At 64.9% G+C, this 22,411-nt stretch carries 19 protein-coding genes and 1 pseudogene; 11 read left to right on the top strand and 9 right to left on the bottom strand.

The features are described from left to right. Positions 1–72: 72 nt before the first annotated feature. The 3 genes from OH705_RS01715 to ycaC all read right to left on the bottom strand — a co-directional run bounded on the left by OH705_RS01715 (position 73) and on the right by ycaC (position 3,492). A complete protein-coding gene (locus tag OH705_RS01715; protein WP_267300722.1) occupies positions 73–2,043 on the bottom strand; it encodes an amidohydrolase in 1,971 nt (656 codons plus the stop codon). 210 nt (positions 2,044–2,253) lie between these two features. Then, positions 2,254–2,805, bottom strand: a complete 552-nt coding sequence (locus OH705_RS01710) for an antibiotic biosynthesis monooxygenase (RefSeq protein WP_038707131.1) — start codon at positions 2,803–2,805, stop codon at positions 2,254–2,256. Positions 2,806–2,862: 57 nt separating this feature from the next. After that, positions 2,863–3,492: an isochorismate family cysteine hydrolase YcaC gene (gene ycaC / locus OH705_RS01705; RefSeq protein WP_046853656.1), complete on the bottom strand. Its 630-nt coding sequence runs from the start codon at positions 3,490–3,492 to the stop codon at positions 2,863–2,865. A 242-nt stretch (positions 3,493–3,734) separates the two neighbouring features. Here ycaC and OH705_RS01700 point away from each other — a divergent pair, with 242 nt between their 5' ends. Next, complete coding sequence (locus tag OH705_RS01700; protein ID WP_267300721.1) at positions 3,735–5,162, top strand: mechanosensitive ion channel family protein; 1,428 nt, start codon at positions 3,735–3,737, stop codon at positions 5,160–5,162. A 123-nt stretch (positions 5,163–5,285) separates the two neighbouring features. Here OH705_RS01700 and OH705_RS01695 read toward each other — a convergent pair whose 3' ends face one another. Both OH705_RS01695 and OH705_RS01690 read right to left on the bottom strand, forming a co-directional pair. Continuing rightward, positions 5,286–6,572 (bottom strand): NAD(P)/FAD-dependent oxidoreductase, encoded by a 1,287-nt coding sequence (locus tag OH705_RS01695; RefSeq protein WP_267300720.1) that lies wholly within the window; start codon positions 6,570–6,572, stop codon positions 5,286–5,288. Between the two features lie 143 nt (positions 6,573–6,715). Then, positions 6,716–8,206, bottom strand: a complete 1,491-nt coding sequence (locus tag OH705_RS01690) for an aldehyde dehydrogenase family protein (protein ID WP_094010773.1) — start codon at positions 8,204–8,206, stop codon at positions 6,716–6,718. Between the two features lie 136 nt (positions 8,207–8,342). On the opposite strand from OH705_RS01690, the gene OH705_RS01685 reads away from it, so the two are divergent. Next, positions 8,343–9,242 carry a LysR family transcriptional regulator gene (locus tag OH705_RS01685; protein ID WP_094010774.1) on the top strand — a complete coding sequence of 300 codons (900 nt, stop codon included), beginning with the start codon at positions 8,343–8,345 and terminating at the stop codon, positions 9,240–9,242. A 145-nt stretch (positions 9,243–9,387) separates the two neighbouring features. Further along, positions 9,388–10,773 carry a VOC family protein gene (locus tag OH705_RS01680; RefSeq protein ID WP_267300719.1) on the top strand — a complete coding sequence of 462 codons (1,386 nt, stop codon included), beginning with the start codon at positions 9,388–9,390 and terminating at the stop codon, positions 10,771–10,773. A gap of 61 nt (positions 10,774–10,834) precedes the next feature. Here the strand turns inward: OH705_RS01680 and OH705_RS29180 are convergent, their stop codons facing one another. The 3 genes and pseudogenes from OH705_RS29180 to OH705_RS01670 all read right to left on the bottom strand — a co-directional run bounded on the left by OH705_RS29180 (position 10,835) and on the right by OH705_RS01670 (position 13,926). Next, a complete protein-coding gene (locus OH705_RS29180; protein ID WP_371041516.1) occupies positions 10,835–11,566 on the bottom strand; it encodes a methyl-accepting chemotaxis protein in 732 nt (243 codons plus the stop codon). A gap of 135 nt (positions 11,567–11,701) precedes the next feature. After that, positions 11,702–12,814, bottom strand: a pseudogene (locus OH705_RS29175) (Cache 3/Cache 2 fusion domain-containing protein); the annotation flags it as partial. 182 nt (positions 12,815–12,996) lie between these two features. After that, on the bottom strand, positions 12,997–13,926 hold the full coding sequence (locus tag OH705_RS01670) for a LysR substrate-binding domain-containing protein (protein ID WP_267300718.1): 930 nt from the start codon (positions 13,924–13,926) through the stop codon (positions 12,997–12,999). A gap of 155 nt (positions 13,927–14,081) precedes the next feature. Between OH705_RS01670 and OH705_RS01665 the strand changes: the two genes are divergently transcribed. The 6 genes from OH705_RS01665 (at position 14,082) to OH705_RS01640 (ending at position 19,342) form a co-directional block, all read left to right on the top strand. Next, positions 14,082–15,470: a NorM family multidrug efflux MATE transporter gene (locus OH705_RS01665; protein WP_094010777.1), complete on the top strand. Its 1,389-nt coding sequence runs from the start codon at positions 14,082–14,084 to the stop codon at positions 15,468–15,470. A gap of 353 nt (positions 15,471–15,823) precedes the next feature. Beyond that, positions 15,824–16,036 (top strand): DUF1127 domain-containing protein, encoded by a 213-nt coding sequence (locus OH705_RS01660; protein ID WP_011531561.1) that lies wholly within the window; start codon positions 15,824–15,826, stop codon positions 16,034–16,036. A 297-nt stretch (positions 16,037–16,333) separates the two neighbouring features. Further along, entirely contained in the window at positions 16,334–16,651 is a 318-nt protein-coding gene (locus OH705_RS01655) for a DUF2388 domain-containing protein (RefSeq protein WP_046853647.1), read from the top strand. An 86-nt stretch (positions 16,652–16,737) separates the two neighbouring features. Then, a complete protein-coding gene (locus tag OH705_RS01650) occupies positions 16,738–17,031 on the top strand; it encodes a DUF2388 domain-containing protein (protein WP_110604057.1) in 294 nt (97 codons plus the stop codon). A gap of 35 nt (positions 17,032–17,066) precedes the next feature. Continuing rightward, on the top strand, positions 17,067–17,387 hold the full coding sequence (locus OH705_RS01645) for a DUF2388 domain-containing protein (protein WP_038707122.1): 321 nt from the start codon (positions 17,067–17,069) through the stop codon (positions 17,385–17,387). Beyond that, positions 17,384–19,342 carry a DUF4105 domain-containing protein gene (locus OH705_RS01640; RefSeq protein ID WP_267300717.1) on the top strand — a complete coding sequence of 653 codons (1,959 nt, stop codon included), beginning with the start codon at positions 17,384–17,386 and terminating at the stop codon, positions 19,340–19,342. Before OH705_RS01645 ends, OH705_RS01640 begins: the two co-directional genes overlap by 4 nt. A gap of 37 nt (positions 19,343–19,379) precedes the next feature. On the opposite strand, the gene OH705_RS01635 is transcribed toward OH705_RS01640, so the two are convergent. Further along, a complete protein-coding gene (locus tag OH705_RS01635) occupies positions 19,380–19,781 on the bottom strand; it encodes a GFA family protein (protein WP_267300716.1) in 402 nt (133 codons plus the stop codon). Positions 19,782–20,050: 269 nt separating this feature from the next. Between OH705_RS01635 and OH705_RS01630 the strand changes: the two genes are divergently transcribed. After that, entirely contained in the window at positions 20,051–21,358 is a 1,308-nt protein-coding gene (locus OH705_RS01630) for a CitMHS family transporter (protein ID WP_094010781.1), read from the top strand. Between the two features lie 72 nt (positions 21,359–21,430). After that, positions 21,431–22,201, top strand: a complete 771-nt coding sequence (locus OH705_RS01625; RefSeq protein ID WP_023629725.1) for a TerC family protein — start codon at positions 21,431–21,433, stop codon at positions 22,199–22,201. Positions 22,202–22,411: the final 210 nt, after the last annotated feature.

Genomic DNA, 22,411 nt, shown 5'->3' with positions numbered 1-22,411 from the left:
GCTCCCACGAAGGTCAGTTACCTTGCGTGGGAGCGGCGATGCGGCGACCCGACCTGCTCCGCGATCAGGCCATCAGAAGGCGAAGCAGGAACAGCCCAATGCGCCCCAGAAGCCCTGGTAATCGCTCACCGGCACACTGGAGTGCCGCGCTTTCTCATGGCTGTGAGCATGCACCCCGCACGGCCCCACGCACTGGTGCAGGGCCGCCGCCATCGGTGCCCCGGCGCGCCAGTGCCCCGGAACCTTGGCCACCGGCGACCACTCGGGCAACACCGGCACCTGCGCCGGGCCCAGCGTGTTGAACTCGGCGGCGCCGTACACCACCTTGCCGTCGACAACAGTGAGCACCGACTCGATGCCCTTGATCGCCTCTTCATCGACGCTGAAGAAGTCCAACGACAACGCCGCCAGGTCCGCCAGCTGGCCGACCTTGATCTGCCCCTTCTTGCCCTGCTCGCTGGAGAACCAGGCGCTGCCGTGGGTGAACAGCTGCAGCGCGGTCTCGCGGCTCAAGCCCTCCGGGTACAGCTCCAGGCCACCGACAGTCTTGCCGCTGACCATCCAGTACAGCGACGTCCACGGGTTGTAGCTGGACACCCGGGTCGCGTCGGTACCGGCACCCACCGGCACGCCCATGTCGAGCATGCGCTTGATCGGTGGGGTGTGCTCGGCGGCCTTGGCGCCGTAGCGATCGACGAAGTATTCACCCTGGAAGGCCATGCGGTCCTGGATGGCGATACCGCCGCCCAGCGCCCGCACCCGCTCGATGTTCTGCGGGGTGATGGTCTCGGCATGGTCGAAGAACCATGGCAGGCCATTGAACGGAATGTCGCGGTTGACCTTCTCGAACACGTCGAGCATGCGCGAGATCGACTCGTCGTAGGTGGCGTGCAGGCGGAACGGCCAGCGCTGCTCGACCAGGTGGCGCACCACCGGCTCCAGCTCCTGCTCCATGGTCTGCGGCAGGTCCGGGCGCGGCTCGAGGAAGTCCTCGAAGTCGGCGGCGGAGAACACCAGCATCTCGCCGGCACCGTTGTGGCGGAAGAAGTCGTTGCCGTCGCCCGGCTTGACCTTCTGCGTCCAGTTCTTGAAGTCGGTGAGCTCTTCCTTGGGCTTCTGGGTGAACAGGTTGTAGGCAATGCGCACGGTCAGCTGGTCGTTGTCGGCCAGCTCCTGGATCACCTGGTAGTCGTCCGGGTAGTTCTGGTAGCCGCCGCCGGCATCGATGGCGCTGGTCAGGCCGAGGCGGTTGAGCTCGCGCATGAACTGGCGGGTGGAGTTGACCTGGTACTCCAATGGCAGCTTCGGTCCCTTGGCCAGGGTGGCGTAGAGGATCGTGGCATTGGGCCTTGCGATGAGCATGCCGGTGGGGTTGCCGAACTTGTCACGCTGGATCTCGCCACCCGGCGGATTCGGCGTGTCCTTGGTGTAGCCCACGGCCTTGAGCGCGGCGCGGTTGAGCAAGGCGCGATCGTACAGGTGCAGCAGGAATACCGGGGTGTCCGGCGCGGCCTGGTTGATCTCTTGCAAGCTGGGCATGCGCTTTTCGGCGAACTGGAATTCGTTCCAGCCACCAACCACGCGCACCCACTGCGGGCTCGGCGTGCGCTCGGCCTGGTCCTTGAGCATGCGCAGGGCGTCGGCCAGGGACGGTACGCCTTCCCATCGCAGTTCGAGGTTGTAGTTCAGGCCGCCGCGGATCAGGTGCAGGTGCGAGTCGTTCAGGCCCGGGATGACCGTGCGCTGTTTGAGGTCGATGATCTGAGTAGCGGCGCCCTTGTGGGCCATGGCTTCGGCATCGCTGCCCACTGCGAGGAACTTGCCGTCCTTGATGGCGACGGCGCTGGCGGTGGGTTTCTCGCGGTCAACGGTGTGCAACTTGCCATTGAACAAAATGAGGTCGGCGTTCATGGGATCTCCTGAAAGGGCGGCATGGGCGGAATCGGTGAACGGCAATGCGCTCCACAGCGCGCCGGCGGCACCGAGCACGGTGCTGGTGGCAAGGAACTTGCGGCGGCTCTGGTCGGTAGGGTCCTGACTCATGGTGCTTTCCGTCCGGGTGGGTGATCGGCAGGCGGTTGAAGGATAGGCTTTGTACGAAAAGTGCCTGCGCGACGATCATGCGGCGTTGAAAACAGGCTCGGAATGCTCATTTGCAACCAGCAAACTCCGCTTCCTCGCCTGTTTTCGCCTTACCTGATCGCCGCTCGGCGACTTTTCGTACAAACCCTAGCAATGGATCACGGCGGGTGCTCAGCGGCGCAGCCAGCCGGCACAGCGGCGGGTCACCCAAGGCATGATGTAGAACACCACGGGCAGGATGACGAACAGGTTGGTGATCAAGTTGCCGGTGATCTGGCCACCCAACAGCGGATAGCGGGCAAACAGCGGCGCCAGTAATTGCGGAATGACCAGGGTCATCGGGCAGATCACCAGGTAAGTGAGCACAGCCTGCTTCCAACGCGGTGGCTGCGAAGCGCCTGTAGCGCTTGGGGTGAACCAGAACTCCGGATCGTCATGCACCTGGGTCTGATCGCCCTCCTCCAGCAGCGGCAGCACTTCGGCCACCAGCGCTTGGCGCTCGGTGGAGTCGACCCAGGCCTGCAGCTGGCTGGCCTCGGCAAAGCGCACCACGGTGGTGAACTGGCGACCACCGTCGTCAGGGCGAATCACGTTGACGTCCAGATGGCCCGGTTGCCGACGGGCCACGCCGACGGTGTGGCGCAGCCAGGTTTCATAGCGTGCCAGGGCTTCGGCGCGGACCTTGTGCTGGATGACCAGCGTGACCACGGTGCTGTCGTTCATCGCGGCGTACCTGAAAGGGGTGGGGCCAGGCACCGGGCCGGTGCCTGGCGGAGCGGCTTACTTGCCGGCGGTCAGGGCGTTGTAGCTGGTGATCAGGTTGCGGTAATCAGGGATGTGGTTGGAGAACAGCGCCGCCAGCCCTTCGACATCGTTGCGCCAGTCGCGGTGCAGCTCACAGGCCACGCCGAACCAGGTCATCAGCTGGGCACCGGCCTGGCTCATGCGGTCGTGGGCAGCGTCGCGGGTCATTTCGTTGAAGGTGCCGGAGGCGTCGGTGACCACGAACACATCGAACTCTTCTTCAAGGGCCGCCAGGGCCGGGAAGGCCACGCACACTTCGGTCACCACGCCGGCAATGATCAGCTGCTTCTTGCCGGTGGCCTTCACTGCCTTGACGAAATCTTCGTTGTCCCAGGCGTTGATCTGGCCGGGGCGGGCAATGTACGGGGCATCCGGGAACAGCTCTTTGAGTTCCGGCACCAGCGGGCCGTTGGGGCCTTGCTCGAAGCTGGTGGTGAGGATGGTCGGCAGGTTGAAGTACTTGGCCAGGTCGGCCAGGGCCAGTACGTTGTTCTTGAAGCGGTCCGGCTCGATGTCGCGGACCAGGGACAGCAGGCCGGCCTGGTGGTCGACCAGCAGTACGGCGGCGTCGTCTTTGTTCAGGCGGTTGTATTTGAAGTTGTTCATTGCCGGTACTCCTTGGGTTTCGATCTTCAGTGGTTTAGGTGTTTCGCGTTGATGGGAGAAGATTAAAACCAGGACCTTTTTGGCGGTAGATAGTGAAATTTGGCTTTAGCGTTCTATTTTACGAACGATAGATTGGCATTGCCTGTTCTGGCCTTATCGCGGGGCAAGTCGCATCCAGTCATTGCCCGCCACCCCAACCTGCTCTATTACTACCCACAGCCCTCCCCTGCACCGAGACCACCATGCTGGCGTTCATCCAGTCGTACCCGCTGTTGCTCGGCACCTTGCTGATCTTCTTCGACTTGTTGCTCTGGCAGCTGATCCCGCTGCAGCACAGGTTCTGGCGCATCGCCACGCGGCTGGTGATCTTCCTGTTGTTCAGCGCGGTGTTGCTGACGGCCGGCATGAGCCCGCTGCAACCGCCACCCTGGGCCGACGACGTGTCACGCAACCTGATGGCCACGGTGCTGGCGATCGGCTGGTGGCTGTTCGGCGCGCGCACGGTGACCGTGGTGTTCGGCCAAATGCTGGTGGCCCGCGGCAGTCACGGTGGGCGCCTGCTGCAGGATGTGCTGGGGGCATTGATCTTCCTCGCCGCGGTGGTGGCTGCAGCGGCCTATGTGATGCAACTGCCAGTCAAGGGGCTGCTGGCCACCTCAGGGGTCATGGCCATCGTCATCGGCCTGGCGCTGCAGAGCACCCTGGCCGACGTATTCTCGGGGATCGTGCTGAACACCACGCGGCCCTACCAGATCGGCGACGCGATCTCCATCGACGGCACCGAGGGCAAGGTGGTCGATATCGACTGGCGGGCCACCCGGCTGATCACTGGCAACAGCAGCCTGGCGGTGATCCCCAACTCGGTGGCGGCCAAGGCCAAGATCCTCAACTTCAGCCGCCCGGCCGAGGTGCACGGGGTGTCGATCAGCGTGGTGGTGCCGGCCAAGGTGCGCCCGCAACGGGTGTTCGACGCGCTGGAGAAAACCCTGCAAGGCACCAGCATCCTGCTGGACAAGCCGGCGCCCAAGGTCACGGTAAAGGCTTCGACACTGGAGTCAGTGGAGTACGAGGCCAGCGGCTTCATCGCCGAGATGTCGCGCAAGACCGAAGTGCGCAACCAGTTGTTCGACCTCGCCCACCGCCACCTGGAAGCCAGCGGCGTGACCTGGAACACCGAGCTGGGCGCCCCGGTGCGCAGCCGCCAGCGCGAGCTGCTGGACGAAGTGCGGGTGTTCCGTTCGCTGAGCAACGAAGAGCGCGACGCCCTGAGCCAGCGCATGACCACGGTGGAATACCTCGCTGACCAGGTGATCCTCGACATCGGCGAGCGCTCGGAGCATGTGCTGCTGATCAGCCGCGGCGTGGTGCTGGCGTCGGTTCGCGATGGCGAGCGGCTTATCGAGGGTGGCCGCATGGGGCCCGGCGAGGTGCTCGGGCTCGAGGGCCTGGTGGATGACGAAGCCTCGCCTGTCGAGTTTCGTGCCTTGAGTGGCTGCATGCTGTATCGCATCGACAAGGAACAGGTGCGTGGGTGTCTGGCCGAAAGCGGCGATGTGAAGTCGGCACTGACCAAACTGCAGCGGTTTCGGCGGCAGAAGCGCGAGTCGCTGTTGTTGCAGAAACCGGCGGTTGTGAAGAAGGGTGGGTTCCTCAGCTGGTTACACAAATGACCTAGCTTCGTCGCCCGCACGGGCCCTATCGCCGGCAAGCCGGCTCCCACAGGGCACGTGGAAAAGCCTGTGGGAGCTGCGGTTCGCCGCCGCGATTTGCCGGCGATGAGGCCGGAACAGGAATTACAGCACCACCCGCAGGCACTGCCCGGCGTGATACAGCGAGAACCCCGACTCGTAGAACGCCGTGCGCAACGATGGCGCGCTCACCGGCCTCATCGGCGAGAACGGAATCGGCAGGCTGTCCGGGTCATCCTTGAGCAGAAATTCCGCAAAGGCCCGGCCGATCACCGTCCCGGTGGTGTTGCCCCGCCCGTTGTAGCCGGTGACCGCCACCAGCCCCGGCGCCGGTTCGAACAGGCGCATCAGGTGGTCCGGAGTGAAGTCGATGCAGCCGGTCCAGTGCATCTCCCATTCGACCTTGCCCAGCGCCGGGTAGTAGTGGCTCTGGATGCGGTCGGCCCAGCTGCGCACGAACCAGGCTGGCTTGTTGTCGACCCGGCCGAGGCTGCCGAGCAGCAGCCGGCCCTGTTCGTCGCGGCGGATGCTGCTGAGCACCGTGCGGGTGTCCCACGAGCCCTGGCCATGGGGCAGGACCTGGTCGGCGGCGGCGCCGTGCAACGGCTTGGAAGCGACCTGGTAGTAGTAGCCGCGGAAGAAGTGCTTCTGCAGGTTGCTCCAATCGCCTTCGGTGTAGGCACCGGTGGAGATCACCACCTTGTCGGCACGCACTGCGCCCTGTGCTGTGCGCACCCGCCAGGCATCGCCATCGCGCGCCAGGCCTTCGACCGCGGACTGCTGGAACAGCTTGCCGCCCAGCCGGGTCACGGCAGCGGCCAGGCCCTGGGTGTAACCCATGGGGTTGATGGTGCCGGCGCGGCGGTCGAGCAGCGCGGCGGAAATCTTGTCGGTACCGCAGTATTCCTGGCATTGCGCGCCGGTCAGCAGCTCGACGTCGGCGCCGCGCCGGGTCCACTGCTGGTGGCGGGCTTCGAGGTCGGCGATGCCGGTGGCATTGTGTGCCATGTGCAGCGTGCCCTGGTGCCGGGCCTGGCAGTCGATACCCAGGCGCTCGATCATGGCGAACACTTCGCCCGGCGCCTCACCGAGCACCTTGTTCAGGCGTCCGCCCTGCTTGTGCCCGAGGGTGGCCTCGACGTCGTCGGGGCGGATCCAGGTGCCGGCGTTGACCAGGCCGACGTTGCGCCCGGAGCCGCCATGGCCGATTTTCCAGGCCTCCAGCAGGATCACCGACTTGCCCTGCTCCAGCAGATGGATGGCCGCCGACAGGCCGGTGATGCCGCCGCCGATCACGCAGACATCGGCCTTGTGCTCGCCGGCCAGGGCCTGGGCGGCAACGGTCGGCTGGGTGACGTGTTCCCACAAGCATTCTTGACGCAGTTCGGACATGACCGGCTCCAGCAGATTTTATTCTTGTTGCGGCCCATCGTCGCGGTTCGTCGCCACGACAAGCCGGCTCCCACAGAGATCGACGCGGTCGCTGTGGGAGCCGGCTTGCCGGCGAAACGGGGGCAAAGCCCCCGCGACGATCATCAGTCGAACACGATCCCTTGCGCCAGCGGCAATTCGCGAGAGTAGTTCACGGTGTTGGTCTGACGGCGCATGTAGCCTTTCCAGGCATCCGAACCAGACTCACGGCCACCGCCGGTTTCCTTCTCGCCACCGAACGCCCCGCCGATCTCCGCGCCGCTGGTACCGATGTTGACGTTGGCGATGCCGCAGTCGCTGCCCGCGGCGCTCTGGAAACGTTCGGCCTCGCGCAGGTCGGTGGTGAAGATGCACGACGACAGGCCTTGCGGCACTTCGTTGTTGAGGCGCAGGGCCTCTTCGAAGTCGTCGTAGGCCAGCACGTAGAGGATCGGCGCGAAGGTCTCGTGGCGCACCACCTCGCTCTGGGCCGGCATCTCGGCAATGGCCGGCGACACGTAGTAGGCGTTCGGGTACTGCTCGGCGAGCTGGCGCTCGCCACCGAATACCTGCCCACCTTCGTCGCGGGCCTTGGCCAGCGCGCCCTGCATGGCATCGAACGACTGCTTGTCGATCAGCGGGCCGACCAGGTTGTCCTTGCGCGGGTCACCGATGCGCACCTTGCCGTAGGCGGCTTTGACACGGGCGACCACGTCGTCCTTGATCGAACGGTGCACGATCAGCCGGCGCAGGGTGGTGCAGCGCTGGCCAGCGGTGCCCACGGCAGAGAACAGGATGCCGCGCACGGCCAGGTCGAGGTCGGCGCTCGGAGCCAGGATCATCGCGTTGTTGCCACCCAGTTCGAGGATGCTGCGGCCGAAACGCGCCGCCACACGGGGGCCCACTTCGCGGCCCATGCGGGTGCTGCCGGTGGCACTGACCAAGGCCACGCGTGAATCGTCGACCAGAGCTTCGCCGGCGTCACGGCCACCGATCACCAGTTGCGCTATGCCTGCAGGGGCATCGCCGAAGGCTTTCAGCGCTTTGTCGAACAGCGCCTGGCACGCCAACGCGGTGAGCGGGGTCTTCTCGGACGGCTTCCACACCACCGCGTTACCCGCCACCAGCGCCAGCGCGGTATTCCACGCCCACACCGCCACCGGGAAGTTGAAGGCGCTGATCACCCCGACCACGCCCAGCGGGTGCCAGGTTTCACGCATATGGTGGCCCGGACGTTCGGAGGCGATGGTCAGGCCGTACAGCTGGCGCGACAGGCCGACGGCGAAGTCGCAGATATCGATCATTTCCTGCACTTCGCCCAGGCCTTCCTGGGTGATCTTGCCTGCTTCGATGGACACCAGCTCGCCGAGGTCGGCCTTGTGCTCGCGCAGCACCTCGCCGAACAGGCGCACCAGCTCGCCACGACGAGGGGCCGGCACGCTGCGCCAGGCTTCGAAGGCCTGTTGCGCCTGGTCGATGCGGGCAACGGTGTCGGCCTTGCCGAGCAACTTCACCGAGGCGATCTGGCTGCCGTCGATGGGGGTATGGACAGGGTAATCGCCCTGGGTGTGAGCCGCGGCGGCAACGCCAAGGCGCTCGAGCAATCCAGCAACCATCGTGCTTCTCCTTACATCGGGTGAAGGGGTTGAAAATGTCGTGGGTCAGTATTAATCCGATTACTCGGGTGCAACAAACGACCTTTATTCCGCATATCATTCCACCAGGTAATGATTTCAGCCGCCGAGACCGCTTATGTCCAAACGCCTGGTACCGTCCATGACCGCCCTGCAGTGCTTCGAGGCCGCAGCCCGTCACCTGAGCTTCACCCGCGCCGCCGAGGAACTGCACCTGACGCAGAGCGCGGTGAGCAAGCAAGTGGCGCAGCTAGAGGAGATGCTGCGCCATCACCTGTTCCTGCGCATCCGCCGCCGCCTGCAACTGACGCCGGCCGGCAGCCTGTACCTGGCCGAGGTGAACAAGATCCTCACCCAGGTGGATATGTCCAGCCGCTATGTCCTGAGCTACGGCTCGCAGACCGAAGTATTGAAGGTAGCCACTCAACCGAGTTTCGGCGTGCGCTGGCTGATCCCGCACCTCAAGGGCTTCGGCAAGCGCCACCCCAACCTGCACCTGGACATCCGCAACGAGATGGAACCTTTCGCCCTGCTGCAGGGCTCGGCCGACGTGGTGTTCTTCTATGGCCAGGGCACCTGGCCCGGGGCGACCTGCATCGAGCTGTTCGGCGAAGAAGTGGTGCCGGTGTGCGCGCCGGAGCTGTTGCAAGGGCGCACGCTGCCTGACGCCGGCGCGGTGGCGGAGCTGGTGCTGCTGCAGAGCACCTCGCGACCGCAGGCATGGCACGAATGGTTCCTGGAGCAAGGGCTGCATACCGACAACAGCTATCATGGGCCGCGCTTCGATACCTTCTACATGGCGTTGAGCGCGGCGCAGGCCGGCTGCGGGGTGGCATTGGTGCCCAGTTACCTGGTGGCCAAAGAGCTGGCCGAGGGCGCCCTGGTGCTGGCCTGGGACCATGCGATGAAAAGCAATGGCGCGCATTACCTGGCGTATGCCGAACATGCGGCGGAAGTGCCCAAGGTGCGGGCGTTGGTGGAGTGGGTTGCCGAGCAGATCCAGCGGCGCGAACACTGACGCCATCGTGAGAGCGGGCTTGCCCCGCTATGGAGTCGTCAAGGTCGATCAAAAAAGGAATGAAACCCGCACTTTTTTTCGCTTGTACGGCATCTCCATTCCCAGCTTTCATGTAAGTGTCCTCCACTCACCCAGGAAGCTTGCGATGCCCGCCCACGATTTCGTCAGCCCCGACAGCATCCGTGCGCAGTTCTCTGCCGCCATGTCGCTCATGTACAAGCAGGAAGTCCCCCTGTACGGCACGCTGCTTGAACTGGTGAGCGAAACCAACCGGCAGGTCATGGCCGCGCAGCCCAAGGTGGCTGAGGCCCTGCGCTGGACCGGCGAGATCGAACGCCTCGACCAGGAGCGCCATGGCGCCATCCGCGTGGGCACCGCCGAGGAGCTCGCCACCATCGCCCGGCTGTTCGCGGTCATGGGCATGGCGCCGGTCGGCTACTACGACCTGAGCTCGGCCGGCGTACCGGTACATTCCACCGCGTTCCGCGCCGTGCATGAGCAGTCGCTGCATGTCAGCCCGTTTCGGGTGTTCACTTCGCTGCTGCGCCTGGAACTTATCCACAACCCGCAACTGCGCAAACTGGCCCAGGGCATTCTCGACAAGCGGCAGATCTTCACCTCCCGTGTGCTGGAAATGATCGTCCAATGCGAACGCGATGGTGGCCTGAACGCGAGCGATGCCGAGACCTTCGTCCAGGAAGCGCTGCACACATTCCGCTGGCACCAGGACGCCACCGTCACTGCCGAGCAGTACCAGCAACTGCACGACCAACACCGCCTGATCGCTGATGTGGTGGCGTTCAAAGGCCCCCACATCAACCACCTGACCCCGCGCACCCTGGACATCGACGCCATCCAGCTCGGCATGCCGGCCAAGGGCATCCCACCCAAGGCCGTGGTCGAGGGGCCGCCCACCCGTCGCCAGCCGATCCTGCTGCGCCAGACCAGCTTCAAGGCCCTGCAGGAAAAGGTCGCTTTCAGCGATGCCCAGGGCAGCCACACGGCGCGCTTCGGCGAGATCGAACAACGCGGCGCGGCGCTGACACCCAAGGGGCGCCAGCTGTACGACCGTCTGCTGGACGCGACCCGCGCGGCCCTCGGCGGCGCGCCGGCCGAGGCCAATGCCGAACGCTACATGACCCTGCTCGCCGAGCATTTCGCCGAATTTCCGGACGACCTGGGGCAGATGCGCGAACAAGGGCTGGCCTACTTCCGCTATTTCGCCACCGACAAGGGGCTGGCGGCGCGCGGGCAGCCCGGCCGCCCCACTACCCTGCAAGGGCTGATCGACGCCGGGCATGTGCATTACGAGGCGCTGGTGTACGAAGACTTCCTGCCGGTGAGTGCGGCGGGGATTTTCCAGTCCAACCTGGGAGATGATGGCCAGGCCGACTACGGCAGCAATGCCAACCGCGAGGCCTTCGAGCAGGCGCTGGGGCTGAAGGTGCAGGATGAATTGGCGCTGTATGCGCAAAGCGAGCGTAGGTCGTTGCAGGCGTGTGCGCAGGCGTTGGGGCTGTCGGCGCTATAAACGTCATCGCGAGCAAGCCCGTTCCCACAGGGTCGGTGGGAGCAGGCTTGCCGCGTAAGTCTTAGCGGCCCACTCGGAACCGATCCACTTCCTGGCGCAACTGCCCCGCCAGTCCTTCCAGTTCGCGGGCCGTCGTGGCCAGCTCATTGGCCACATCTCGCTGCTCGCTGTTGGCCTGGGCGATGCTTTGCAGATTGCGGCTGAGCACCGTCGCGGTGCTGCTCTGCTCCTGGGTCGCGGTGCTGATCACCGCGAACTGCTCGCCCGCGACCCGGCTCTGCTCGTCGATGCGCGCCAGGGCTTCGGCCACCTTGTCGTTGCGCGCCAGGCCTTCCTGCATCAGCTGGTTACCCTGCTCCAGCGTGCTGATGGCATGGCCGGTCTGCTGCTGGATGCTGGCGATCATGCCCGAGATCTCGTCGGTGGCCTGGCGGGTGCGCGCGGCCAGGCCGCGCACCTCGTCGGCGACCACGGCGAAACCCCGGCCCTGCTCGCCAGCCCTGGCCGCTTCGATGGCGGCATTAAGCGCCAGGAGGTTGGTCTGCTCGGCAATCGAGGTGATCACGCCGACTATGCCGCCGATCTCCTGCGAGCGAGCGCCCAAGGTGTCCATCACACTGGCGGTTCCACCCAGTGCTTCGGCGATCTGCCGCAGGGAAACCGAGGCTTCGTCCATGGCGCTGCGACCGATTCGGGTCTGCTGGGCGTTGTCGCGGGCCATGCGCTCGGTCCCGGCCATGTTGTCGGCAATGTTCATCGAGGTGGCGCTGAACTCCTCCACCGCGCCGGCCATGCTGGTGATCTCGCCGGACTGCTGGTCCATGCCCTCGCAGGCGCCGGACGACAGACCCGACAGCGAGCGGGCGCGGCCACTGACCTGGTCGGAGGCGCTGCGGATATGCTCGACCATGGTCGCCAGCGCATCGCCCATCTGGTTGAAGCTGCGGGCGAGCTGGCCGATCTCGTCATGGCTGGTGACGCTCAGGCGGGCGTTGAGGTCGCCGGCACCCAGTGCCTCTGCCTGGCGCACCAGATCGCCGAGCGGGCGCAGTTTGCGGCGCAGCAGCCAGAGAGTCGCGGCCACGGCCAGCAACATCGCCAGCAGGCTGCCAATGGCCAGGCGCAGGCCGACGCTCCAGGTCACTTCGCGGATTTCGCCCTCGGGCATGCTTGCCACCACGGTCCAAGGGCCTTCGGCGAACGGCTCGGTGACACTGAACAGTTGCTCGCCGGCACTGCTCCAGAACCGCCCTGCCCCCGGCGTGATCGCCTTGATCGCCTGGGCCGCCGCCTCGCCGTCACGCACCTCGGCCGGTGGCACCAGCCACTTGCCCTGCTCGTCCAGCAACGCCAGCGAGCCGGTCTGGCCAATGCGGAAACGCTTGAGGTTGGCGAACTGGGCATTCTGCGCGTCGGTGTAGTCGAAGCCGACGAACAGCACCGCGATCACCCGGCCACTGCCATCGCGCACCGGCACGTAGCGGGTCATGTAGTTGCGGTCGAACAACACGGCGCGGCCGACGTAGGTCTGCCCGGCCATCAGTTTCGGATAGGCCGGATGCTGGCGGTCGAGCTGGGTGCCGATGGCGCGGCTGCCGTCCTGCTTGGTCAGGCTGGTGCTGATGCGCACGAAGTCGTCGCCGCTGCGCACGAACAGGGTCGCGACGCCGGCGGTCATCTGCTGGAACTCGTCGACCTGGTGGAAATCGTTGTTCAGCAGGTGATCACCCAGGTACAACGCGGGCGTCGCGGCGCCTGCGACGCTGACCGTTTCCCCCGCGTGCAGCGCCAGGCCGGTGGCGAACCGGCGCTCGAACAGGCCGCTCAAACGCTGGGTGTTGTCCTTGAGCGAGCCATGAAAGGTGTCGAGCTGGTCGGCCAGCAGCCGCGCCTCGCTGGCCAGGTGCGCCTGACGGGTGGTGAGGTTGGCGTCGTCCAGCGAACGCAGGGCGAACAGGGTACTACCGGTGATCACCAGCGCCAGCACTATGGCGAGGGCGATCCCGAGTTGCGAAGCGATTCGGGCACGCGGTTGAGACATGGCAAGGCTCCTGGCAAGAGGCCGGGATCGTCCTGATCACGCTGACCGCCCGCTTCCTATCAACGGGGAATCGCGTCCTCTTCCGGGACGCTGGTGCAAGTTGATCGGCGTCTGTAGGAAATACTTGAGTGTGGGGCCGGGATATTCGCAAACGTTTTCTTTCCGTGGCTTTTCGAACATTGCTAGCCCTGCGGCGAAAGGATCTGCACAGCCGGCAAATCCATCGCCTCCGCCTCCTCCTGCAGAAATACGCTGAGCCTGCGCAAGCGCTCCCCGCCCGGCCGGGTCCGTGGCCACACCAGGTAGTAGTCCATGCCACTGGCCACCGCGGTCGGCCAGGGCAGGCTCAACCGCCGCTGCGCCACATCCTCGGCCACCATCAGCAGGTCGCCCATAGAGATCCCGTAGCCCCGCGCGGCGGCGATCATGCCCAGCTCCAAGGTGTCGAACACCTGCCCGCCCTTGAGCGAGACCTTGTCGGTCAGGCCCATGCGCGCCAGCCAAGCCCGCCAGTCGCGCTTGTCCGGTGTGGGGTGCAGCAACTCGATGCCGGCCAGGCGCCGTTCGTCCAAAGGCGCGTCATCGAGCAGGTCCGGCGCACCTACCGGAATCAGCAACTCGGAAAACAACCGACGCACTTCCCAGTCCGCCGGGAAGCTGCCATCACTGAGCAGCACCGCGCAGTCGAACGGCTCCTGGTTGAAGTCGACATGATCGACATCCATCCAGGCGCTGGTCAGTTGCACCTCGTTGCCCGGCTGCAGATGGCGGAAGCGACTCAGGCGCGCCAGCAGCCAGCGCATGGTCAGGGTCGAGGGGGCTTTCATGCGCAGGATGTCATCTTCACCGCGCAAGGTTTCGCAGGCCCGCTCCAGGGAAGCAAAACCATCACGCACACCGGGCAGCAACATGCGCGCGGCTTCGGTCAGCTGCAGGCTGCGACCATTGCGCACGAACAGGCGGCAGGCGAAATGCTCCTCCAGGGTGCGGATATGCCGGCTGACCGCGCTCTGGGTAATCGCCAGCTCTTCGCCGGCACGGGTAAACGAGCTCAGCCGAGCAGCGGCTTCAAATGCGCGCAGCGCATAGAGCGGAGGCAGTTGGCGGATCATGATGCACCTGTCATACGGGAGCTGGGCCGGTGCAGAGGATCATACAGGCATGAGCCATACTCATGGCACTGATCGCATTTATCCTTTTGTGCAAAGCTGACCGAAGCCTCAGAATCGACGGCTCGCTTCCAGAATCACCAACAAGGACCGCCCCCATGCACGTCGCGCCCACCACCGAACTCAAGGCTTTGCTGCGCCTGGCCGGGCCGCTGATCGCCTCGCAGTTGGCGCACATGCTGATGGTGCTCACCGACACCCTGATGATGGCCCGCATCAGCCCGCAGGCCCTGGCCGGTGGTGGCCTTGGCGCGGCAAGTTATTCGTTCGTGTCGATCTTCTGCCTGGGCGTGATCGCCGCGGTCGGCACGCTGGTGGCCATCCGCAAGGGCGCCAACGACATCGAGGGCGTCACCCGCCTGGCGCAGAGCGGCCTGTGGCTGGCCTGGGGCCTGGCGCTGGTCTCGGCGCTGGTGATGTGGAACCTCAAGCCGGTGCTACTGCTGTTCGGCCAGAAACCGGAGAACGTCGACTCGGCGATGCAGTTGCTGACCCTGCTGCCGCTTGCCCTGCCCGGCTACATGACGTTCATGGCCCTGCGCGGTTTTACCAGCGCCCTGGGCCACTCCACACCGGTGATGGTCATCAGCCTGGTGGGCACGGTGTTCAACTACCTGTTCAACCACGCCCTGATCGAGGGCATGTTCGGCCTGCCCAAGCTGGGCCTGATGGGGATCGGCCTGGTCACGGCGGTGGTGACCCTGGGCATGGCTATCGCGCTCGCACTGTATATCCGCTTGCACAAGGCCTATGCCGCCTACCCGCTGCGCAAGGGCCTGCTGCGCCCTTCCCTGCCGGCACTGCGCGAGCTGTGGCGGCTGGGCCTGCCGATCGGCGGCACCTATATGGTCGAAGTGGGCTTGTTCGCCTTTGCCGCCCTGTGCATGGGCGTGCTCGGCAGCACGGAGCTGGCGGCGCACCAGATCGCCCTTCAGATCGTCTCCACCGCGTTCATGGTGCCGACGGGCCTTTCCTATGCGGTGACCATGCGCGTTGGCCTTTACTACGGCGCCGGCAACTTGCTGGCGGCCCGTAGCGCCGGGCGCGTGGGCATTGGCTTTGGCGCATCGCTGATGTTCGCCTTCGCCGCACTGTTCTGGTTGCTGCCGGATGCCCTGGTCGGGCTGTTCATCGACCGCAACGACCCGGCCTTCGCCGCTATCTTCATGCTGGCAGTGCAATTGGTGATGGTGGCGGCGTGGTTCGAACTGTTCGATGGCGTGCAGACCATTGCCATGGGTTCGATCCGCGGGCTGAAGGACGCCAAGACCACGTTCCTGATTGGCCTGGTGTGCTACTGGCTTGTGGGTGCGCCAAGTGCCTGGCTATTCGCCTTCACCTTCGGTGGCGGTGCACAGGGTATCTGGTGGGGGCTGGCCCTGGGTCTGGCCTGCGCGGCGGTGGCGCTGACGTTCGGCTTCGAATGGCGGATGAAGCGGCTGCTGGGCAAGGCTGAGCGTGCACGGCGGGCAGCATTGTCGGTCTGATACACCCGAAGCCGCTGCGCGCGCCATAGCCGCGCGGGCGGCGCTCGATATCACAAGCGCCGCAACTGTATCGCTGAACACTTTGAACCCAGCACCCATCAAAAACTGTACTACTGTACTGCTATATACCTCACTTCCTGCCGACCATTTCCCTGCCGACACCACAAAACCGCACCAAAAAAGTGCGCACCAGTACAGTTCCCTCAATAACCGGTGCAACAGTCGCTTTCAACAGTTAACTGGCCCATCACATTACACCTGAACTGTACCTACTGTTCTGGACGAGAGAGGAGGAAGATGGGCACCAGTTAAATCACTCCCTAATGCCGCCACAAGCGGAAGGATGACACATCATGGAACGTACCCTCAGTTCCGACCTGGTTTTTGAAAACGCCCAAGCTTCCAACGCCGCCCTGCCGCTGCGCGTCCTGTCCACCCTGGTACTGTGGCAGCGCCGCATGGCCAGCCGCCGCCAGCTGGCGCGCCTGGACTCCCGCCTGCTGGCCGATGCCGGTATCAGCGAGTCGCAGCGCTACGAAGAGCTGAGCAAGCCTTTCTGGCGCTAAGCGCCGGCCGCCGGCCCAGGCCGGCACCGTGAATTCTCAAGAACCCGCCGCAGGCAACTGCGGCGGGTTTTTTGTTTTAAGCCGCGCAGTAGAGCACTTGTGCACGCAAGCGTAACAGTTTTATAGAACTCAAATTCTATAGATACAGTTACGATTTGATCTGTTTTTCGCGCCCAGGCGTCAGAACCGCCGCGTGTTACGCTTGTCTTACGCGCCTGGCATATAAAGTACCGTGACGAGCCAAGCGAGCGTCCGATAACCAGAACCACCCTTGACCCTGTGCAGGAGTCCACCAACATGTCCCGTTATCACCTGATTGGCGCCGCCTTGCTGCTGTCCCTCGCCGGTGCCGCAAACGCCACCAGCTTCGTCGTCACCACCGACGCCGTCGTCGGCGCCGTAGCCGCCTCGACCGACGCCACGTCCGATATCTCCTCCTCGTTCCGCGACGACAAGATCGTCAAGGCCGCCCGTGACGATGCCGCCAGCTTCGTCGGTAGCGATGGCGCCATCCGCGGCGCCAAGCTGGAAAGCGCATTCGTGCACATCCGCCAGCAGCTGCCGGCCCTGCAAGCCAGCGATGCGCAGCTGGCCCGCGCCATCCTCGCCATCTGACCCTGCCCTTGCCCCGGATTCACTGGCCCCGAACCGTGCATCCGGGGTAGCCTTCGCAGCCCGAGACAATCGCCACTTCAAAGCCCATGCGTTACCTATTGCTTTCCCTTGTCGCCCTGACCTGTATGAACAGCGCCCATGCGATGGATGCCACCACCCAGAGCCTGGTCATCACGGGCTACGTCACCAGCCAGGTGACGGCCGCCCCCTTCGACCGCAAACGGATCGTCGCGGCCCGTGACGATGCCGCCGTGTTCGTCGCCAGCGACGGCCTGATCCGTGGCGCGCGCCTCGAGGCGGCGTTCGACGCCCTGCGCCACGGCTGCGCCCGACACTCTGTCGGCGACCGTGAACTGGCCGAGGCGATACTCGTCCAATAACTACACCCGCTCCCTTGTATTTCCGGAGATGCTCCATGCGTAAACCGCTGATCGCCGCCACCCTCGGTATGCTGCTGCTAGCCGACTTGGCCCAGGCACACACCCTGGTGGCCACCAGCAATATCATCGTCCGCGCCTTTGGCCGGTCGATCGACTTCACCTCCGACACCACCACCTCGATCCGTGATTCGAAATTGGTGCGTGAAGCCCACGACGACGCCGCCAGCTTCGTAGCCAGCAATGGCGACATCCGCGGCGCGCAGCTCGAAGCCGCCTTCGACACCCTGCGCGCCCGCGTGCCCGAAGCCCGCGACGCCAGCGACCAGGTACTGGCCGAAGCCATCCTCGCCCTGTGAAGCGCATGCGTGCCTGGCTGCTGGGCTGCGCCCTGACGCTGCTTGGCACGCCCGCCCTGGCCGATCTGCAGCTGGTGCTGCAGACCGACGGCCTCGACCCTTCGCAACAGCAGGCCAGCCAACTGCTGCTCGACGAAGCCATGGCCAAGTTGCCACCGCGTTTCAAGCAGCAGCTCGACCGGCAGATCCTGGTCAGCTGGACCTCGCGCATGCCCGAGGATGCCTACGGCCAGGCTTCGCCGGTCGCCAGCCTTGATCTCAACCGGCACCTGCTGCCGGGCCTCGTAGACGGCAGCGCCGCCCGCGAGAAGACCAACCGCCCCCATGGCACGGTCCGCGAAGAACTGCTCGCCACCGTGCTCCACGAGCTGACCCATATCTATGACCGCGCCCGCCTGTGGCCGCAGGCCGAACGCCAGCTGATCAGCCGCTGCAAGCGCCAGCAGGGCGCGCTTGGCAAGGTCGGCCTGCCGCAGGATTGTCGCGGCCAGGCCGAACGCCGCTTCACCTTGAGCGACGACCCCCGCCTGCTGGACCTGGCCGGCTGGCCGCAGTACGTCGGCCGGCGCGGCGAGCGCGAGCAGCACAATGGCCAGCTGGTGCGCAGCCCGGATCCCTACGAGCTGAGCAGCCCGAAGGAGTTTGTCGCGGTCAACATGGAGTACTTCCTCCTCGACCCCAGCTACGCCTGTCGCCGCCCGGCGTTGAACCAGTACCTGCGCGACCACTTCGACTGGGCGCCGCAACAAGATGCCTGCGCCAAGGGCCTGCCGTTCCTCAACGCCGGCAACGACTTCGCCCGCCAACCCTTGGGCGAGATCGACCCGGAGCGAGTCTACGAGGTCGACTACCTGCTGGCCGAAGCCAACCAGAACTGGGTCAGCCGCTGGGGCCATAGCATGCTGCGCCTGGTGATCTGCGCCCCGGGCCGTCCACGCGGGCCGGCCTGTCGCCTGGACCTCGACCAGAGCCTGGTGCTGTCATACCGCGCCTTCGTCAACGATGTGCAGCTGTCCAGCTGGGACGGCCTGGTCGGCGCCTACCCGTCGAGGCTGTTCGTGCTGCCGTTGGGGCAGGTGATCGACGAGTACACCAAGACCGAGCTGCGCAGCCTGGCCTCGGTGCCGCTCAGGCTCAGCCGCGCCGAGATCGAAAACCTGGTGCGCCAGGCCGCGGAGATGCACTGGAGCTACGACGGCAACTACTACTTCCTGTCCAACAACTGCGCGGTGGAGTCGCTCAAGCTGCTGCGCAGCGGCACCGGTAATGCACGCCTGAACGACTTGGACAGCATCATGCCCAACGGGCTGCTCGAGGTCATGAAGGGCAGGGGACTGGCTGATACCAGCGTGCTCGACGACCCACGCGAAGCGCTGCGCCTGGGCTATCGCTTCGACTCTTACCGCGACCGCTACCAGGCGATGTTCGAGGTACTGCGCAAGCAGCTACCAATCAAACAGACGACGGTGGAAGACTGGTTGGCGCTGGACGCCGAGCAGCGCCGCCAGTGGTTCGACCGCGCCGACCTGCGCACCAGCGCGGCCTTGCTGCTGCTCGAACAGGCCGGGCTACGGCGCCAGCTGCTGCTGGCCCAGGATGAGGTCAAGCAACGCTACCTGAACGGGCGGGCGCTCAAGGACGGCAGCTTCGACAAAGCCAACGAAACCTTGCAGGCGATGCTGGCCAACAGCGGCTTCCTCAGCCGCCCGGCGGAGTTGCTCGGGGCAGGGGGCTACGGCCTGCCGCAGCCGGACGAGCGCAAGCAACTGGAGCAGGTGAGCAGCGAGCGCCAGGGGCAGCTGCTGCGCCTGAGTACCGACCTCGACCAGCAGGTGAGGGCGCTGCTGGGGCCCGAGCGGGGCAGGGAGATCAAAGCCGTGGAGGCCAATATCAAGCAGGTGGGCGAGCACCTTCGGGCGTTGCACAAGGCGGCCGGGGGGTTGCAGTTGCCCTAGTACATGGCGATAGGGCCAGAAGAGGCAGCACAATGCCCTACAGGTTTTCCTCGTCTTCCTCCGGCAACCCTTGATCCACCTGCAACCACGGCAAGCGGCTCCCCACCCAGATATGCCGATTGGCCGGCACCCGCTCCGGGTGATCCAGCGTCGCCACGGTTACGTCGATCGAATCCGGGCTATGGGCCGTCACCAGTGCCACGTGCGCCCCGCAATTGCCACAGAAGTACCGACTGCAGGTTTCCGGCGCCATGTAGCGCTGCGGTGAGCCCGCCAGCCACTGGAAAGCCTCGAAGGGCAGGGTGACCCAGGTTACCAGAGTGCCCCCGCTGACCCGCCGGCAGATCGAGCAATGGCAATGGGCGACATCGCCCAGGGCGCCCGACAAGCGATAACGCAGGGCACCGCAATGGCACCCGCCTTCTTCGACATCCACCATCGAAACGACCTCCCGTCGCCTGGCACCAGCCGAAAGCTGGCTGAAAGCTTGCCCACATAGGATAGCGCCACCACCGGCAGCAGACCGGCCAGCCAGGGCACCCGGAAACTTCCGCGCCCTGGCCCAATCAACAACAACAATGGTGATTCTGATGTTTTCCTGTGCCCGCCTTTTCGCAGTCCCTCTCCGCCAGCTCCTCGCGCAGCGCCTGACGCGCTGATCCGCCCGAATCGTCCTTCCTTTCGCCGCGCCACGCCTGGAGTACCGCCATGCTGACCTTCCTCGGCTTCGCCATGGTCATCACCTTCATGTACCTGATAATGACCAAGCGCCTGTCGGCCTTGATCGCGCTGATCCTGGTACCGATTTTGTTCGCCCTGTTCGGCGGCTTCTACAGCGACATCGGCCCGATGATGCTGCAGGGCATCAGCAAGCTCGCGCCCACTGGCGTGATGCTGATGTTCGCCATTCTCTACTTCGCCCTGATGATCGACTCCGGCCTGTTCGACCCGGCCGTGCGCAAGATCCTCAAGCTGGTCAAGGGCGACCCGCTGAAAGTCTCGATCGGCACCGCGGTGCTGGCCCTGGTGGTGTCCCTGGACGGGGACGGCGCCACCACCTACATGATCTGCTGCGCCGCCATGCTGCCGATGTACAGCCGCCTGGGGATGAGCCCGCGAATCATGGCTGGCCTGATCATCCTCGCCGGCGGGGTGATGAACATGACCCCATGGGGAGGGCCGACGGCGCGCGCCGCCAGCGCCTTGCACGTTGACCCTTCGGACATCTTCGTGCCGATGATTCCGGCCATGGCATTCGGCGTGGTGGCGATCCTGGCCATCGCCTACTGGTATGGCCTGCGTGAACGTGCCCGCCTCGGTGAACTGCACCTGCCGACCGACGACCTCGACCACAGCGAAATCAGCGTGTCGCAGTTCCCGGAAGCCCGCAGGCCCAAGCTGCTGTGGTTCAACGGCGCCCTGACCGCCGCGCTGATGGTCGCGCTGATCGCCGGCGTGCTGCCACTGCCGGTGCTGTTCATGATCGCCTTCAGCATCGCCATGATCGTCAACTACCCGTGCCTGCAGCAGCAGAAGGACCGCATCGCCGCCCACGCCTCCAGCGTGCTGGCCGTGAGCGGGCTGATCTTCGCCGCGGGCATCTTCACCGGCATCCTGTCGGGTACCGGCATGGTCGATGCCATGTCCAAGAGCCTGCTGGCGGTAATCCCGGAAGCGTTCGGCCCCTACATGGCGGTGATCACCGCCCTGGTCAGCATGCCGTTCACCTTCTTCATGTCCAACGACGCCTTCTACTACGGCGTGCTGCCGGTACTCTCGGAGTTCGCCAGCCATTACGGCGTCACCCCGGTGGAAATGGCCCGTGCGTCGATCGTCGGGCAACCGGTACACCTGCTCAGCCCGCTGGTACCCTCCACCTACCTGCTGGTGGCCCTGGCCGGCATCGAGTTCGGCGATCACCAGCGCTTCACCCTCAAGTGGGCAGTGCTGGTATGCCTGTGCATAATGGCCGGCGCGCTGGCGCTGGGGACTTTCCCGCTGTTCAGCAGTCTGTAATACAAGCGCCTCATCCAACCGCAAAGCGCCCGTCACCAGGGCGCTTTGCCTTTACCGCTCGAAGGAATACACATGGAATGGCTGACCAGCCCGGAAATCTGGGTTGCCTTTTTTACCCTCACCGCGCTTGAGATCGTGCTCGGGATCGACAACATCATCATGATCTCGATCTTGGTCAGCCGCATGCCCAAGCACATGCAACCGCGCACGCGGATCTTCGGCCTGGCCCTGGCCATGGTCACGCGGATCATGCTGCTGCTGTCGATCACCTGGGTCATGCGCCTGACCGACGACCTGTTCCATGTACTGGGCGAGGGTATCTCCGGGCGCGACCTGATCCTGTTCTTCGGCGGCCTGTTCCTCCTGTGGAAAAGCTCTCAGGAGATCTACCACGGCCTGGAAGGCGAGGACGAGAACCCCGACGAGCCGAAAGGGGCAGGTGGCAAGTTCTTCTACACCATCATCCAGATTGCCATCATCGACATCGTGTTCTCGCTGGACTCGGTGATCACCGCGGTGGGCATGGTCTCCCACGTGCCGGTGATGATCGCCGCGATCATCGTCGCGGTACTGGTGATGATGCTCTGCGCCGGCACCATCAGCGATTTCATCGACAAGCACCCATCGCTGAAGATGCTCGCGCTTTCGTTCCTGATCGTCGTAGGCACCGTGCTGATCGCCGAATCTTTCGATGTGCATGTGCCGAAAGGCTACGTCTACTTCGCTATGGCTTTCTCGCTGGCGGTGGAGGCGATCAACATCCGCATGCGCACGGCGATGGCACGCAAGAAGGGCAAGGAGCACGATCCAGTGAAACTGCGCAAGGACATCCCGGGTCAATAAGCCCAGGAAGCGCGGTAGCGAAAGGGCCCTTCGGGGCCTTTTTTGTTGCCGACGATGAGGCCAGAGCATGTTTCAAATACGTTTCACCCATGCCAAGCTGGCACCAGCCAGGCAAAACAACTAAAGCTTCAGTGAGCACTGGGAAAAACAGCCCACCCCCGGGCCAGGCTCACCGCTGCACCCATTGGCCCCGCCCAGGGGCATAGAAGA

The organism is Pseudomonas sp. BJa3 (assembly GCF_026343815.1).
GTDB classification, from domain to species: domain Bacteria; phylum Pseudomonadota; class Gammaproteobacteria; order Pseudomonadales; family Pseudomonadaceae; genus Aquipseudomonas; species Aquipseudomonas soli.
Note: the sequence above shows the minus strand (reverse complement) of the source record. Positions and strands in the feature narration are given on the sequence as shown.

Coding starts and splice junctions, on each gene's coding strand:
- OH705_RS01715 (WP_267300722.1), bottom strand. CDS start 2,043: ATGAGTCAGGACCCTACCGACCAGAGCCGCCGCAAGTTCCTTGCCACC.
- OH705_RS01710 (WP_038707131.1), bottom strand. CDS start 2,805: ATGAACGACAGCACCGTGGTCACGCTGGTCATCCAGCACAAGGTCCGC.
- ycaC (WP_046853656.1), bottom strand. CDS start 3,492: ATGAACAACTTCAAATACAACCGCCTGAACAAAGACGACGCCGCCGTA.
- OH705_RS01700 (WP_267300721.1), top strand. CDS start 3,735: ATGCTGGCGTTCATCCAGTCGTACCCGCTGTTGCTCGGCACCTTGCTG.
- OH705_RS01695 (WP_267300720.1), bottom strand. CDS start 6,572: ATGTCCGAACTGCGTCAAGAATGCTTGTGGGAACACGTCACCCAGCCG.
- OH705_RS01690 (WP_094010773.1), bottom strand. CDS start 8,206: ATGGTTGCTGGATTGCTCGAGCGCCTTGGCGTTGCCGCCGCGGCTCAC.
- OH705_RS01685 (WP_094010774.1), top strand. CDS start 8,343: ATGTCCAAACGCCTGGTACCGTCCATGACCGCCCTGCAGTGCTTCGAG.
- OH705_RS01680 (WP_267300719.1), top strand. CDS start 9,388: ATGCCCGCCCACGATTTCGTCAGCCCCGACAGCATCCGTGCGCAGTTC.
- OH705_RS29180 (WP_371041516.1), bottom strand. CDS start 11,566: ATGGCCGGCGCGGTGGAGGAGTTCAGCGCCACCTCGATGAACATTGCC.
- OH705_RS01670 (WP_267300718.1), bottom strand. CDS start 13,926: ATGATCCGCCAACTGCCTCCGCTCTATGCGCTGCGCGCATTTGAAGCC.
- OH705_RS01665 (WP_094010777.1), top strand. CDS start 14,082: ATGCACGTCGCGCCCACCACCGAACTCAAGGCTTTGCTGCGCCTGGCC.
- OH705_RS01660 (WP_011531561.1), top strand. CDS start 15,824: ATGGAACGTACCCTCAGTTCCGACCTGGTTTTTGAAAACGCCCAAGCT.
- OH705_RS01655 (WP_046853647.1), top strand. CDS start 16,334: ATGTCCCGTTATCACCTGATTGGCGCCGCCTTGCTGCTGTCCCTCGCC.
- OH705_RS01650 (WP_110604057.1), top strand. CDS start 16,738: ATGCGTTACCTATTGCTTTCCCTTGTCGCCCTGACCTGTATGAACAGC.
- OH705_RS01645 (WP_038707122.1), top strand. CDS start 17,067: ATGCGTAAACCGCTGATCGCCGCCACCCTCGGTATGCTGCTGCTAGCC.
- OH705_RS01635 (WP_267300716.1), bottom strand. CDS start 19,781: ATGGTGGATGTCGAAGAAGGCGGGTGCCATTGCGGTGCCCTGCGTTAT.
- OH705_RS01630 (WP_094010781.1), top strand. CDS start 20,051: ATGCTGACCTTCCTCGGCTTCGCCATGGTCATCACCTTCATGTACCTG.
- OH705_RS01625 (WP_023629725.1), top strand. CDS start 21,431: ATGGAATGGCTGACCAGCCCGGAAATCTGGGTTGCCTTTTTTACCCTC.